We start from the raw sequence: 14,990 nt of genomic DNA on the forward strand, positions 1-14,990 counted from the left end.
TTCACTATATTGTTGCGCACGCTTTTGAAAATGTTCTAAACATTTTTTGGCACTTTCATCTGGGTTTGGGTCTTGGGGAGTAATGGAACGGTCAACCGACTTAAGGATTATTAGGATCTCTTAGTGATCTTAGTTTTCCATTTTTACTTCATCAGACATCTAAGAACCTTGCTCGAGCAGTTGCTTTTTCTGACCTACCCCCTAAATTAGCACCAATTCATTGATGAGATTTGCTTTCCTCTTCGTCCTTACTTAATTGCGTTAGTGCCCCCAACTCACGCATAATTCGCATTCCACCTAAAAAGACGAACTTAATCCCTTTTGCCGATTTTATGATTGCGTAATAATTTCTCAGAAACGCCTTTAAAAACCTGTATTATCAGGGTAGACCATTAATTTATAAAAGACTAACATTTAGCGAATTTTATTCGCTAAACTAGAAGGAAAGCGAACTGTCCGCATTTGGAGGAGTCATGCCTTACCAATTTGTAAGAGAACCACTTCGAGCTGAGGAAGCAGATCAACTGTGTCAGGCATGTGAGTCAATGCTTGAAAAGCTGATTATTTGGATTTTAATTGATACTGGTCTGCGAGTATCAGAGTTATGTTCACTTACTTCACAAGATATTTTGTGGCAACAAAAATCACTGCGTATTTCAGGAAAAGGGGGCCCTTATGGTAAAAAATCAAAAAAACGAGTTGTTCCTATGTCTAACCGTGTACGGGCGTTACTTGAGCATTACTATGCGATTAATGAGCGCTTCCCTATTGGAGCAAGGCAAGTCCAAAAGATAGTAAAAGAAATTGCCAATAAGGCAAAAATCACTAAACAAGTGACGCCACACATTCTACGGCATACCTTTGCAACTTTAGCGCTGCAAAAAGGAATTTCATTGGCCTCAGTACAAAAAGCATTGGGGCATGACCGTTTGGAAACGACGGCTATTTATCTTAATTTTACTGACGCTCATGTTATAGAAGAATTTAGTGCCAAATGGTAAGTGCTTAGTTAAAGATCGCTTATCTGTTCTTTATTCCAAGGTAAATGCGCATATCCTTTTATAATATTGGGAGGAAATATAGGATACTTAATCACAGAAAAAAATGGCGAATAATCAAAATCACTCGGCGTGAATAAACGAGGATTGCGTCTGACAAGCTCTATGTGATGTTTATTTCCCTCGTGAATAAAAGGCAAAATGGGATAGTGTACCGACTGAAACGCATCGGCAATCATTGATGAGCAAATATCTTCTGTAGGTTGCATGGCATTGTGCTGAAATAGGGTTGAACGCCATTTTCTAGGGAAAATTCCCCAGGGAAATAAAAAACGCGCCAAATCGAATACATGTCGCACATCATAATTTTTACCCAAACGGTTGAGCGCATAAATCACAACTCGAGATACATCCTCTTGGGCTAACCATTCTGGCCTTACAATACGAAGATGGTCATCTTTGTATTTATCGAGTGGAGAAATAATAGTTCCTAGCCCCAGCTCGCTTTCTACCAAAAGCTGTTTATCGGGTGGGCCATCATAGTGTGTTTTAATGAGCTTCTGCAAAGAGTGTTCCTGAATGTCTTGCAAACGTCCTATATATAATGCGGCATGAGACCAAGGGCTTTGAGTCACATGTCGAATCATGCGGCTGATTCGGCTTCTTCCTTCCACCAAAAGCACATCGACAGGACGTATTTTGTCGCATAGTTTATTAAAATCACACAAATAGGCTCTTTGAGGTGGTGCTTGTCGTGATAACAAGCCACCGATTTTTTCAATAAACCACTCGCTCCAGCGTCCAGTCATGCTATTACTCTGAGTTTCAATTGCCATCTCCTCCCATTTCATTAGGCAACAGGTATTGATTTCTACTTAAATAAATTTTCGCAAGCTTTGGAAAAAAAGGCGCCAATTTGCTGATGAAATCGTAAGCCATGATGAGTGCGCCTAAAGCAAAAACTACATCACCTGGAAGGCGCAACCATTGCCATAATAACGTGGTATTATAAAACTCAAGACTCCTGGCATGAGCAAAGCCATGCTCATACACATCCATTAATTGAGCCCATCCTATAGGGAAGAAGTTCAGAACAATCCACAATAAAAGCCCTAGATTATAGAGCCAAAATGCCCAGGTACCCAAACGGTCACTCCAAGGTAAACGTTTTCCTGCCGCATAACGCAAACAAAAATAAATCAGTCCAAGGCCCAGTAAGCCAAATGCACCAAATAAAGCCGTATGCGCGTGATTGAGCGTTAAAAAAGTACCATGCTCATAATAATTTACCAATGGTGCATTGAGTGTTCCCCCACCAAAGACTCCCGCGCCAACAAAATTCCAAAAGGAGGCACCTAGCACATAAAGATAGGCTAAATTATAAGTAAAATCACCCTGGCGTTTTATCAACTGCCGATGTTCAATTGCATCAATAATAAGAAGCACTAAGGGCAATACCTCAATAAAGGAAAACATGGAACCAAGCGGCACCCAAATATCGGGCGTACCAGTCCAATACCAATGATGTCCTGTACCAACTACTCCACCTAAGAAAATAAGAATGGTTTCAAAATACATGGTTCGTTCTGCAAGAGCACGCGATACCAAGCCGGTGCCCATTAACAGATAAGCAGTTGCGCACGCTGCAAAAAATTCAAAGGATTGTTCAACCCAAAGATGAACGACCCACCAACGCCAAAAATCAGTAATGGTAAATGATTTTTCAATGCCGGTTAACGGAATCATCCCAAAGCAATACAATACAGCAACGTTGGCGGTGCTGGCCCAAAATAAATGTTCCAGACGAATTCTGCCCGTCCAAAATTGTACTGTGGCTTTTTTAACAGCACTCCATTGGGGCCACATACCGCGAAATACAATAAAACTCCACAAAAACAATCCCAGACAAAACCCAATTTGCCATAAACGACCCAGTTGCAAATAAGAAAGTCCCTGATTGCCAATCCAAAACCAGTACTGATTGACGTACCCCATAATTCCTAAATAATCACCAATTAAGGCGCCACCCACAACAAAGAGCGTCACCCAAAATAAAACGCTGACTAAAAATCCCTGGCCTTTCGCTTCCTTTTTGCTGATGATGGGTGCTATAAACACTGCCGCACTTATCCAGGACAGCGCAATCCAGACTATGGGCGTTTGTATGTGCACATCGCGCAGGAAGTTAAAGGGTAAATAGTCATTAATTGCGATGCCATAAAACCCCTCGCGCTCAGAATAGTAATGCGCCATAATAGCGCCTACTCCGATTTGAATGAGTAAAATCACTGCGACGACCAGGAAATACTGGCCCACTTTACGCTGACTTGATGTCAGTGGTTTAAAATGCATAAATAGCGGTGTTCTGGGAGAATTATCTGGCACACTTAGATAGCGATGATAAATATATAAAATGGCGCCAAAGCCTAAAAACACAAAACAAAAGGAAACCCACGTCCAGTAAAACGTAGCTGGGGTTGGGCTATTCCCCATACTGGGCTCATAAGGCCAATTGTTAGTATAGGAGCTGTTTTGTCCTGGCCGATGAGCAATGGTGGTCAGTGAGGAATAAATCAGGAACTCTGCTGTGCGCAATGCGCTTTGCTCATCGAGACTATAGGCTTTAGTCCAGCCTTTTTTGGCATCATGATTCAATAATGTTGAGGCAATTTCTTGTTTTAATTGTCCGATTGAGTCAGCAACATATTGCGACAAAACACTGATTGGCGCGCTTAAATCCGTATTCTGTAATTCACGCTGCATGGTTTTTCGAGCTAAATACTGCTCTTCTTCGGACAAAGCGGCAAATGATTTACCATAGCGTGCTTGCGCTATTTTTTCTTCAACAAGTCGTCCTAAACGCAGCAAATTGGTTGCTGTGTAATCTTCACCAAAATAAGAGCCCATACCATACAAACTGCCATAATCCATCAAATCAGCTCGTTGAAATCCCGCTTTGCCTGCAACAATGTCATCTTCAGTCATCACCACATAGCCTGATTGAGTTTGAAATTGTTGCGGTAGGGGTGGCGCAAGTTGGTAGGTTTTATAAGTACCCCATATGAGCACCATAAAGCAAAGCAGTGCAGTGAACAATAAAATCCATTTTAAAACCAGAGCTACTGGGTCGTTTGTTTCCTGGGCATATTCCGTTATGGTTTTCTTATTTTGAGTCATTGTTTCATTCCATGAAATTACGTGTCGATTTCTTAAAATTAGTGCTTATAAAAATACATCACTTAAGATAGCCTGAGAAGGCACGCCAGCAAGAAAAATCTGTTTTTTCAACTTATCAGTAGTGTCTTTAGGGCCACAGACATAAACTCGTGTCTCTTTTGGCTGATTTAAATGCATTAACGCGCGTTGTTCAATAGACGCTTCAGGATATCGTCCCTGACTTTGAAGTACGCACGCGTCATACACAAAAGAAGGAAACAACAGCGACAGCATTTCCAGCTCTTCTTTGTAGTAAATATCTTCATCAGCAAGGCCGCCATGAACTAAGGTGATGGTTCCTTGATGTTTGTTGCTTAATGCGCTTTTAATAATGGCAATAAGGGGCGCAAGTCCAGTTCCAGTTCCTGCCAGCAACATATTAAAAGCCAATTGCTCTGGGTTATAGTAGAAACAGCGTCCAAAGGGACCTCTTAGCTTCACCTCGGCATGTTTTGTTGCTTTGTTCGCTAGCCATTGCCCCATGCTTCCACCTGGATAAATTTTAACGTGTAATTCAATAAACCCCTCTTGCTCAGGAATGTTGGCGATGGAATAACTGCGTATTGTGCCTTCTGGATTAATGAGACTCAGGTATTGACCAGGAATCCAATGCTCTAAATCATCCACGTGAAGTTTTACTTGCATCACATTGTAATTCAATGCGTTGATATCGATGATTTGTGCGTTCACTTCACATTCAGTGCTTTCAGGAGTTAACACCTCCAGTGGCGTTTCAGGCTTTGCAAGACAAGCTAGAAAATAACCTTGCGCTTTAAGCGTTTCAGGTAATCCTTCTTGCCAGGCAGGGTTAATCTCCCCATCTTTGACTTTAATTAAGCAAGACTGACAAATGCCTGCCTGACACGAATTAGGATAATCAACCTCATGACGCAGTAAACAGTGCAACACGCTTTCTTGAGGCTCTATGGAGTAGGATTGATTATTAAATGCAACCGTACTCATGATGAGCGCCCCAAAACGTCATTACGAACGCTGTTAGCAATAGCGGCGACTTGATTAATATCCTCCGCATTTGCTCCTAATTCAGAAAGTGTTGCACCCAGATGCTCAATCACAATATCCACATGTGTATCATTTAGTCCGCGCTTGACCAGGTGAGCATGTCCTTCGCGCATGTTTTTTCCACTGTAGTGATTGGGCCCACCAAATGCCATGGTTAAAAATCCCTTTTGCTTTAGAATTTGTTGTTCCATATCAATATCATCAAAAAAATGACTGACTCGCTCATCGGTTAACATTTTGCGATAGAAAATATCAACCGCCGCATTGACTGCGCTTTGACCTCCCAAACGTTCAAACAATGACTCTGACATGGTGACTCCTTTAAAGATATATTTGCAATGCATCTTATAAAAAGAAATAATCACAGTCAATAACCTAATCAGGAATTCATGATGCAACTCACCCAATTTACCGATTATTCATTACGTGCTCTGATTTACATCGTACTTAGAAAAGAATCTTGTACCATTAAAGACATCACTGAAGCGTATGGCATATCGAGCCATCATATGGTTAAAATCATTCATAATTTAGCCAAACTTAAACTGATTAAAACCATTCGCGGGAAAAATGGCGGTATTTTAATGGCCGCTCAACCTGAAACCATTAATTTAGGCCAACTAATCGTCCAATTGGAGCCTCATTTTGATTTGGTGCCTTGTTTTAATAAAGAAAAAGCAAACTGCTGTATTGCTCCAGTGTGCAAATTAAAGAGTGTCTTGCATGAAGCGCAAGCCGCTTTTATGAGTGTTTTGGAGCGTTACACCTTAGCGGATGTAGTCACTAATAAGGCAGAGCTGTCTGTATTATTAAACATAAAACCATTAGAGAAGTAAGGCCTTATCGGGAGCAATAGGCCAGGAGTGCAAAACAGCTTGCAAAATACGTGCGTGATTATGTTTTGGGTCTTTTGCGGCATAAAACAAAGTAACAGAGGCGTCTTTTGTCATTTCCAGGATTTGCTCTATCAAAGTACTTTTATTGATTAATTCTTCAATATAGCAATCAATAAATTCGCCCCATCGCTTTTCAATATCCCCGTGAAACCATTGTCTTAACGCGACACTTGGCGTGATGTCTTTTAACCACAAATCAAAAGCCAATGTTTCTTTTTTGAGGCCACGGGGCCAGAGTCTATCAATCAAAAGCCATGCTCCTTCTTTAATCGGTGGAGGAGCATAGACGCGGCAAATCTGAATCGTATTTCGATGAGTAGAACTCATGACATTCCTTGTTATAGACTATGCATTACCCCGGTTTTTGCGCAAGTAACATACCAAACACACCGGGTATCTGCTTTCCAGATGCATCTTGTTTATGCAAATGCCCCACTGATTCTTTATATTCCAGTATAGACCATCCAGTATCTTGATAAAGATGATAGAGCTCTTCTTTATGGGGCAGGTACGTGAAAAAATCTGGCAATGGGTAGAGTTCTGATTGAATGGGGAAAACCAAGAAATGATACCCATTCTTATTGGTTGCTTCTTGGAGCTCTGTAAGCAAGGAGGGGATACGTTCCGAATTTAAGAACTGCAGTGTGACGGTTGAAAACACGAAATCAAAATGTTCCACACCAAGCGCTAAGGGTTGATTTAAATCGTGCAGTTGAGTGGACACCTTGCTCAAATCTTCTTTTTGAGCAATTTCCTGAATTGTCTCTAGCGATGCTTGATTGTTATCTATTCCGGTAATGTGATGCCCCATGTTGGCTAAATACAATAAATTCCTTCCAGAGCCACAGCCTACATCGAGAATAGATGCTTCTTGCAGATGATGTAAGTAAGTCTGATAAACATACACTAAGTCGCTTTGTACAGCACTTAGACCGTATTTTTTATTGAAGTAGCGATGAGGCATGCAGTAAAACTTAAGTGTTGCCTTAAATGATTCACTGACAGGAATAACTTTATGCCATGCCGCTGGTGGAATCTGAAGCTCGGGATGCTTGTGATCGATGCGCGTGCGTGAACACTCTTGTCCCTGGCCATTTAAGAATGCAAAATCAATCGCTCCTTCATGCAGAGAAAGCCTTCCCCATGTGCCTTCTTTGGTGCTGTGTTTTTCTAAGAAAAACTTCAGTTTTCCATGGCTGTCAATGTCGGTGCGTTTATAGCACAGTAACTCATTGTATTCTGATGACATGATGCATCCTTTATATTCTTGATTATTGGCCCTGTGATTCCGTGTTGTTTGCATTATCGATGTATTCTGGTTTCAATTGAGTTAACAACGTTTTGCCATTGACCAACTTATCTGCTAATTGATGGTTTACATCACGATGCTCCACTTCATCGTCTCGCACCACTAAAAGCACGTCTCGCAACCTGGCATCAGCAGCAAGCCCCCAATAGTGTTTGGCAACATCAGGTGCAGGAACATTCTCAATACGTCCTTCATCCAACTCCTGTAAATAATGGGTGTAACTGATCACGGCTTCTTCTTCAAGATAACCAACAAAACGATGTGCTGTTTTTGAAGAACAAACATACATCAGCAGATACAACACCACAAAAATAGCTTGTGCCGTAAAAATAATAAAGCGCTCAAACCAGTTGGGTTTGGCAATGTACATAAAGGTAATCAAATGCATCCGTTCATTATCTGCTTCATCCAGTAAAATTTTAATCCAGCCCTCGTCGTTTTTAATTTTTCTTAGGCAGCGCAAATGCAGCAAAGCAGCACCGACCATACCAGGAACAGCTGCTACCGTTTCCAGCACAATGGCTCGATTTCCATAGCGTTTTTGAAAAAAAGTATCTGCGAAAAATCGGAAAAACTTTACCAGACCAAAGGCAATTTTATCACTGATGGTTTGGGCAGGCCTATGAGTTACTGGCATGATGTGCTCCTTTATGGTGATATAAGATATATTATATTAAAGGTGTATTTTAAATGCAACTTTAATATAACTGATTGTCTTGGGATTACAGGTGATGATTCGCTCGATGAATACGGCATTCAATCTCGTTTAAAAATTATAATACTTTGATTAGTAAAGACTTTATAAATTAGCAGTTCTTGACTGAGACCGCCTCATCTTCATAAGATGTATTTTAAATATTTTTATTGGTTGACATGATGAGAATACATTGGCTGTCAATTGCCGCACTCCTATGGGCAGGGATGATACTCGGTATTTCTTTTTTAGAAAGCTGGGTAAAATTTAAAACCCCTACTCTTGGCAAATTAGTGGGATTAGAAGTTGGGCGAACCGTGTTTCGCTCCTTTCAACAGGTGCAGTTAGTTTTTCTTATCCTAATAATTGCGTTGTATGTTTTCCACGTCCACACTGTGTTAGACAATGTATTATTGGGAGTTCTCATCAGTGTTGCAATACTGCAAGTCTTTTGGGTATTTCCAATACTCTGTCAACGAATTGATGATTTAGCAACAGGCAAGAAATTACCTCATTCTTATGCTCATGTAATGTATGGTATCGGAGAGGTAATCAAATTTATTGTACTTTTAGTATTCGGGATGACGGGGTATTAAATAATACGCTCCTGGATTGTCATCAGTGACACTGTAAATAGACCTATTTCTTTATATTTTTTATATGATGAAAATAAAATACGGAGCATTTAGTCAATGCAAGCAGCATTTCGTTTTTTAATTATTGAAGAATCCATGGCCTCGCGCATTGTGATTCGCGATCAATTTACTCGTTTAAATCAACACATAGATTTAGTATCCACAATAGAAGAAGCACTAGAGCGAATTGCCTCCGCGTTTTACGATATGATTTTAGTCGATAGTCGTTTTTATCATGAATTGATAACGATGGACTTTAAATCCTTAATCCCAGAGCAAAATAAAATGACGCTTCGTTCATTAATCGGCATCATGACGAACCAGGCAATCGATTTATCTCATCAACAGTCACTTGAAGATTATCTGTATTTTGCTAAGCCGTTTTCATCAGAAAAGACAATTCAAATCATTGATTATCTTAAAGTGATTATGGAGGCTAAACATGAATAAGTATGCCTTTATTTTTAGAGTTTCAGGCTGATCAATAATACTCCAAAACAAAATACATCGAAGTTGATTTTGTTGACCAACCGTCAGAATGACCAATGATATTTTAGGTTTGTTAATGGGTTTTTAAAGAAGTCATACTAAATTTATGGAGGTTAGTTGTTGATGTTGGCAATTTAATTTGTATGTTTACAATTTGGTTCTTTGACATGTGTTGCAAAAAATCTAAGTTTTACAACACGCATTTATAATGAGATGTTATGCCTGTTGACTTTCTTTCTCCTGCTCAGCGTGAAAACTATGGCAGGTACCCTAATGACTTAGCACCAGAATTTATCGCTAATTATTTTTTTCTCGATGATCAAGATAGGGAATGGATAAGAAATAAACGAGGAGCATTTAGTCGGTTAGGTTATGCTCTTCAATTAACTACGGCTAGATTTGTTGGCACTTTTTACAGTGATTTGACTGAAATTCCTTATAAAATCATTGAGCGGATTGCCACCCAAATTAATGTAGCCGATATTCAGAATTCTCTTGAGCGTTATCAGAAAAGTGAACAACGATGGCGGCATACTGTTGAAATAAGAACACGTTATGGGTTTACAGAATTTAATGAAGAAGGTATTCGTTTTAAGTTGGGCCGGTGGCTATATGCTTTATTTTGGACTGGAACAGATAGGCCAGGATTATTATTTGAGCAAACCGTGTTATGGCTTATAAACAATAAAGTTTTATTGCCAGGAATAACAACAGTAGAACGATTTATTGCTGAAATTCGTAGTAGAATGGATACGCGCTTATGGCGATCATTGATTAAAAATTTAACTAACGACCAGACAGAAAAACTTAATAATTTACTATTGGTGGCAGAGAAGCAACGCCAATCATTACTTGATATTCTTCGCAAAGGCCCTGTAAGAGCAAGTAGTAAGACATTGGTTAAAGCACTAAAACGTATTGAAATGGCGCGCGAACTAAGCATTGTATTACCTAAGCGGTTACCTGAGGGTAGAGTATCTGTTCTTTCTCGCTTTGCTAATACTGCAAAGACAACCGCTATAAGCCGCCTTTCTTATGAAAGAAAGATGGCAACTTTAGTTGCTTTTGCTCATCATTTTGAAGCTACGGCACAAGATGATGCTCTTGATATATTATCTATTGTCTTAAGTGAGCTATTTTCCAAAGCAAAACGTACTAATCATAAAACGAGGTTACGAACAATTAAAGATTTAGACTCTGCTGCAGCGACATTGATTGATGCCTGCAAAGTTGTTTTAGATAACAATCTTACTGATCAAGAGGTTCGGAGTAAAATCTTCAATATCGTTGGATATGAAGAATTAATAATCGCTGTTACCGAAGTAAATGCGCTAATTCAACCGCCAGATGATGTTTTTTATCGCGAACTCGAGGATAAAGAACAAACAATTAAAAACTTTTTACCTTCTCTTCTTCGTGTTATTCACTTTGACAGCAATGAAGCAGGAAAACCTATTATCCAGGCGCTTGATTGGTTAAAAAGTAAATCAAAAAAAGAAGCGCCAATGGATTTAGTCAGTAAAACATGGAAACGATATATTCATGATAAAGAAAATCAGTTCAATAAAACTGCGTATATTTTCTGTGTTCTTGATAAATTACAAGGAGCGTTGAAACGCCGCGATCTCTTTATTAGCCCAAGTTGGCGTTATTCTGATCCTAGAGCCAATCTTCATGGAGGAACAGAGTGGGAGGCCATACGCCCAGTGATTTGTCGTTCTTTAAACTTAACAAATGAACCACATGGTTATTTACAGGAGTTTGTTAATGAATTAGATGAAACATATAAATTGGTGGCTAAAAATTTTGATAATAACCCTTTTATAAGATTCGATCTGATTAAAGGCAGTGAAGAACTTATTCTAACCCAATTAGACAAGTTAGATGAGCCTGAATCACTAAAACTGTTGCGCAGTGAAGTTAAATCCAGACTCCCTCGTGTAGATTTACCCGAAGTATTGCTGGAAATTGCTAAGCGAACTAACTTCATTTCAGCATTTACTCATATTAATGAAGGGAATGCTCGGGCTGTTGATTTAGAAATCAGTATTTGTGCTGTTTTACTTGCCCAGGCGTGCAATACTGGTCTTGAACCTTTTGTAAGAGAGGATATTCCAGCATTAAAAAGAGATCGTTTGATATGGGTTGATCAAAATTATATTCGCGATGAGACGATAACTGCATCCAACGCCATATTAGTTGCCGCACAAAACCAGAGTAAATTAGCGAAAAAATGGGGCGGTGGAGATATAGCCTCTGCTGATGGAATGCGTTTTGTTGTACCTGTCCGTTCTTTGCATGCAGCTCCAAATCCAAAGTACTTTAATCAAGGACGCGGAGTCACCTGGTATAATTTACTTTCAAATCAAAGAACTGGTTTGAATGATGTTACAGTGCCAGGAACTTTGCGAGACAGTTTGATTCTATTGGGAGTAGTGCTAGAACAACAAACAGAGTTAAAACCAACTCGCATCATGACAGATACGGGTGCTTACAGTGATATTGTATTTGGTCTTTTTCGTCTCTTAGGGTATCGTTTTAGTCCACGATTAGCTGATTTGGGAGATGCTCGTTTTTGGCGAGTTGATCCACTGGCAGACTATGGCAAACTCAATATTCTTGCTAAACATCGTGCAAATCTTGAGCGCATTATTCCTCATTGGGACGATGTGCTGCGTTTGGTTGGATCTTTAAAACTTGGCCGAGTACCCGCAACAGGGATTATGAGAACTCTTCAGGTGGGTGACAAACCCACAAGATTAGCACAAGCCATTGCTGAAATTGGGCGCATAGATAAGACCATTCATATGCTTAACTATATTCATGATGAATCGTGTCGCCGTAGTACTTTATTACAACTAAATTTGACAGAGGGCAGACACAGCTTGGCGCGTTCTGTTTTTCACGGAAAAAGAGGAGAACTTCACCAACGATATCGCGAAGGACAAGAAGATCAACTAGGAGCATTAGGATTAGTGCTTAATGTTCTGGTTCATTGGAATACTATTTATATGGATGCCACGTTAGATCAGCTAAAGAACGATAACTTTCCTGTGAATGAAGAAGATGAAGTGAGGCTATCACCATTTGCAAAAGCACATTTTAATATGCTTGGCCGATATTCATTCTCTATGTCTGATGAAGTAAAAGATGGAAAATTAAGATCACTAAGAGATCCTAATAATCCTTAAGTCGGTTAGCCGTTCCATTACTCCCCAAGCCCCATATACCATCACCTCGCCAAAAAGTTGAAGAGGATGCACCTGTACCACTATTAAGGTTCGTCACTGGAAGGTTGCCAGTAACTCCTGTTGTTAAAGGTAAACCTGTACAATTTACTAAAATCCCAGAGGTTGGCATACCTAATAAGGGCGCTGTAAATATAGGGTTAGCAAAAGTAGGCGAACTTGTAGGTGCAATATCCTGAGGTAACGAGAAAACGCAATCTCCATATTGCATTGTGCCGCTAGTTCCATTGACTAGCAGTTGATTTGCAACCCCCGCTGCACTTTGCACATATGCTGTCGGAATATCCGAAATTGTTGCTAATGTTCCTGAAGTCGGGAAAATAACAGCTGTAGGCGCTGTAAAAGTAAATCCTACATTATAAGCCCCAATAGTTACTAAACTTCCTGCTAGCGTTAAAGTATTCGCGCCATTATTAACCCCTGTTCCGCCATACGCACTTGCAAGGGGATTAGCTGCGTTGACATTAATACCTGTTTGAATAGCCATTATTCATCCTTAAACAATGTTTAACATACCTTGAGGTGCAACTACTGCTTGCCAGGTAACGTTGATATCGGTACAAACCAACTCGATTCCGTCATAGCGATTTGTAGAGGACACACTGCCACTAACGCCAACCGTAGTTTGTGTATTGCCCACAATGATTTGTTGTCCTAAGTTTTGAGCGATTATCCATCCGCCAGTCCCCCATCCAGTGACACGAACTATTTGTCCTAAGTCCGCAGTGGCTGGTAAAGTTAGGGTGGTTGGTGAAACATTAATTGGTTGATAAGTGGTATCAACTGCCATCTGCTGAGAAGTTCCAGGTACTTCAATGAAATTGGCAAGAACGTTGCTTGACGCAATCTCAATGTCATCGCCGTTTTGGGTGATAGTAATACCCGTTCCAGCAGTCAATTGAATAGATTTAGTCCATAAAGCAGTTAATGCCGTACCGGAAATGGTACAAACCCAAAGGATTTTATTTACCGTGTCCCAGCAAAGCATATAAGTTGTGCCCGCCACTTGCCCATTAGGATTACCAGCGTTGTACAAGATCGTACTTGATTGTACTAATTGCAATATTTGGTTCAACGTCAATTGTACGGATAACCCTAAATTATTAGGGTCAACATAGTTTTGTACTGCGCAAATAATGTCGGTTAAATTGGCATTAGATGCTTGGGGCAAATCTGTAAATTTTTGTTCAATAGCCATATTAAGTCCCTTTGTGGCCTTCCACTCCGGAACTTGCGCCATGACGCAAAATTCTAACCACAAATGGCCTGAAAATCAGTATATAGTTTGAATTAGTTTCGATGATATTTTCATTTCTTTATTATCCATTTGATAGGATTAATTTATTCTCATCGGAGAACCAATAATTAGTACGCTTTGCTTTAAATTTAATCAAAAATGGCTTTTTGTTTAAATTATTTTTGCATCAGGGCGCAAGTTCCGGAGCGCTACACCAAAATGTAGCATGTCGTAGCAATAAAGTAGCATATTATTTGCTACAAATAATTGATCGGATTTGTAACAGAAAAAATGCATTACTCTATGATTTCATAGATAATTTCATCTAGATGGTTTGAATGATTTGATGATCGTGTAGCAATGTAGCAGAATACCTGGAAATGACTGATCTTACTGAAATAATACTAATGGCAAATATAGTCTCCTGCCCTGCTATCTAGGCTAACTTTATTAAGGCGCAAGGATCTTTTAGATTTATTGATAACTTTTGATCGATAATTCTACTTAATATAAAATCAGCACAGGGTTTTACAAGCACATTAATATCATCCCAATATTCATCTTCCAAACCAATGCATATGTGTTTCGCTCTGTTCATCACGGGCTGATACATTTTAGGTAGACGATCAATCACCCAATCGGCGGCTATAGGTTTTGATCGAATCTCATTAGTTTCTAATGTACTCCAAATCCGTGCATAAGTTAATAATACATTTCGAGTGTCCTGTTCAAGTTCCGCTGAAAGTCTATCAAGATCATGAAGCATCGCTTTTATAAAGTCGCTATATGGGACCGGATCTAATAGTTGCTTAGGGCTTTCCCCCATCAATGTATGACTCTTCAATAAGACCTGCGTGACAATCAGCGCAAGATCCGGCATTGCACGATCAGACCATGGTTCAAAATTTCCCATTTCAAATGATGAGCGAAGCCATTCGCCATATTGAAAATCAAAAAGGGGTGGATAAATCCAAGGATTAATTGCGACCCTTTCAACAAGGGTCATTTCTATAGGTGGCTTCGTACTTTTCATGTAAATGCCTGATATTTGGAGTAGATGGTTAGTCAACTCCATCTTTTCTTTTGACGTTGTGCTACGATTTGTTACAACAAAAAAATCAATGTCACTGTATTTTTGCAAACCACCTACAAGATAAGAACCATAAAGATAAACTCCCAAAAGATCTGCGCCTAAAATCTTTGTTAGTACCTCAAGACATTCATTGAGTTGTTGCTTTACATCAC

The 14,990-nt window shown here is 39.6% G+C and carries 15 protein-coding genes; 5 read left to right on the forward strand and 10 right to left on the reverse strand.

Features of this window, described 5'->3' with window-relative positions; translation table 11 throughout:
• Positions 1 to 473: 473 nt before the first annotated feature.
• On the forward strand, positions 474 to 1,001 hold the full coding sequence (locus tag BGO44_RS06410; protein ID WP_061504282.1) for a tyrosine-type recombinase/integrase: 528 nt from the start codon (positions 474 to 476) through the stop codon (positions 999 to 1,001).
• A gap of 8 nt (positions 1,002 to 1,009) precedes the next feature.
• Here BGO44_RS06410 and BGO44_RS06415 read toward each other — a convergent pair whose 3' ends face one another.
• Genes BGO44_RS06415 through BGO44_RS06430 form a run of 4 tightly spaced genes read right to left on the reverse strand, consistent with a single transcriptional unit; the run spans position 1,010 to position 5,548 of the window.
• Positions 1,010 to 1,834: a YiiX/YebB-like N1pC/P60 family cysteine hydrolase gene (locus BGO44_RS06415; protein WP_172461333.1), complete on the reverse strand. Its 825-nt coding sequence runs from the start codon at positions 1,832 to 1,834 to the stop codon at positions 1,010 to 1,012.
• Positions 1,824 to 4,175, reverse strand: coding sequence for a nitric-oxide reductase large subunit (locus BGO44_RS06420; RefSeq protein WP_061504283.1), 2,352 nt, complete (start codon positions 4,173 to 4,175; stop codon positions 1,824 to 1,826). Before BGO44_RS06420 ends, BGO44_RS06415 begins: the two co-directional genes overlap by 11 nt.
• A gap of 45 nt (positions 4,176 to 4,220) precedes the next feature.
• Positions 4,221 to 5,177 carry an FAD-binding oxidoreductase gene (locus tag BGO44_RS06425; protein ID WP_061504284.1) on the reverse strand — a complete coding sequence of 319 codons (957 nt, stop codon included), beginning with the start codon at positions 5,175 to 5,177 and terminating at the stop codon, positions 4,221 to 4,223.
• On the reverse strand, positions 5,174 to 5,548 hold the full coding sequence (locus tag BGO44_RS06430) for a group I truncated hemoglobin (protein ID WP_061504285.1): 375 nt from the start codon (positions 5,546 to 5,548) through the stop codon (positions 5,174 to 5,176). Before BGO44_RS06430 ends, BGO44_RS06425 begins: the two co-directional genes overlap by 4 nt.
• An 81-nt stretch (positions 5,549 to 5,629) precedes the next feature.
• Here BGO44_RS06430 and BGO44_RS06435 point away from each other — a divergent pair, with 81 nt between their 5' ends.
• The gene (locus BGO44_RS06435) at positions 5,630 to 6,073 is read left to right on the forward strand and encodes an Rrf2 family transcriptional regulator (RefSeq protein ID WP_061504286.1); all 444 of its coding nucleotides are present in this window, start codon (positions 5,630 to 5,632) and stop codon (positions 6,071 to 6,073) included.
• Here the strand turns inward: BGO44_RS06435 and BGO44_RS06440 are convergent.
• From BGO44_RS06440 to BGO44_RS06450, 3 genes are read right to left on the reverse strand one after another with little or no spacing between them, the layout of a single operon-like run.
• Positions 6,062 to 6,460, reverse strand: a complete 399-nt coding sequence (locus BGO44_RS06440; protein WP_273199657.1) for a DUF488 domain-containing protein — start codon at positions 6,458 to 6,460, stop codon at positions 6,062 to 6,064. The genes BGO44_RS06435 and BGO44_RS06440 overlap by 12 nt on opposite strands.
• A gap of 25 nt (positions 6,461 to 6,485) precedes the next feature.
• Complete coding sequence (gene tehB / locus BGO44_RS06445; protein ID WP_061504288.1) at positions 6,486 to 7,382, reverse strand: SAM-dependent methyltransferase TehB; 897 nt, start codon at positions 7,380 to 7,382, stop codon at positions 6,486 to 6,488.
• Between the two features lie 22 nt (positions 7,383 to 7,404).
• Positions 7,405 to 8,079, reverse strand: a complete 675-nt coding sequence (locus BGO44_RS06450) for an alternative oxidase (RefSeq protein ID WP_061504289.1) — start codon at positions 8,077 to 8,079, stop codon at positions 7,405 to 7,407.
• Positions 8,080 to 8,315: 236 nt separating this feature from the next.
• Here BGO44_RS06450 and BGO44_RS06455 point away from each other — a divergent pair, with 236 nt between their 5' ends.
• From BGO44_RS06455 to BGO44_RS06465, 3 genes are all read left to right on the forward strand, one after another.
• Positions 8,316 to 8,732, forward strand: coding sequence for a hypothetical protein (locus BGO44_RS06455; protein ID WP_147285897.1), 417 nt, complete (start codon positions 8,316 to 8,318; stop codon positions 8,730 to 8,732).
• A 96-nt stretch (positions 8,733 to 8,828) separates the two neighbouring features.
• Positions 8,829 to 9,221 carry a DNA-binding transcriptional response regulator gene (locus BGO44_RS06460; RefSeq protein WP_061504291.1) on the forward strand — a complete coding sequence of 131 codons (393 nt, stop codon included), beginning with the start codon at positions 8,829 to 8,831 and terminating at the stop codon, positions 9,219 to 9,221.
• A gap of 257 nt (positions 9,222 to 9,478) precedes the next feature.
• The gene (locus BGO44_RS06465) at positions 9,479 to 12,451 is read left to right on the forward strand and encodes a Tn3 family transposase (protein WP_061504292.1); all 2,973 of its coding nucleotides are present in this window, start codon (positions 9,479 to 9,481) and stop codon (positions 12,449 to 12,451) included.
• Here the strand turns inward: BGO44_RS06465 and BGO44_RS06470 are convergent.
• From BGO44_RS06470 to BGO44_RS06480, 3 genes are all read right to left on the reverse strand, one after another.
• Positions 12,438 to 12,995 carry a hypothetical protein gene (locus tag BGO44_RS06470; RefSeq protein WP_273199650.1) on the reverse strand — a complete coding sequence of 186 codons (558 nt, stop codon included), beginning with the start codon at positions 12,993 to 12,995 and terminating at the stop codon, positions 12,438 to 12,440. The genes BGO44_RS06465 and BGO44_RS06470 overlap by 14 nt on opposite strands.
• Positions 12,996 to 13,004: 9 nt before the next feature.
• Entirely contained in the window at positions 13,005 to 13,706 is a 702-nt protein-coding gene (locus tag BGO44_RS06475) for a hypothetical protein (RefSeq protein ID WP_273199648.1), read from the reverse strand.
• A 475-nt stretch (positions 13,707 to 14,181) separates the two neighbouring features.
• On the reverse strand, positions 14,182 to 14,990 hold an 809-nt coding region (locus BGO44_RS06480), incomplete at its 5' end, for an aminoglycoside adenylyltransferase family protein (RefSeq protein WP_286822888.1).

This window comes from Legionella sp. 39-23 (genome assembly GCF_001897665.1).
Taxonomy (GTDB): Bacteria; Pseudomonadota; Gammaproteobacteria; order Legionellales; family Legionellaceae; genus Legionella; species Legionella steelei.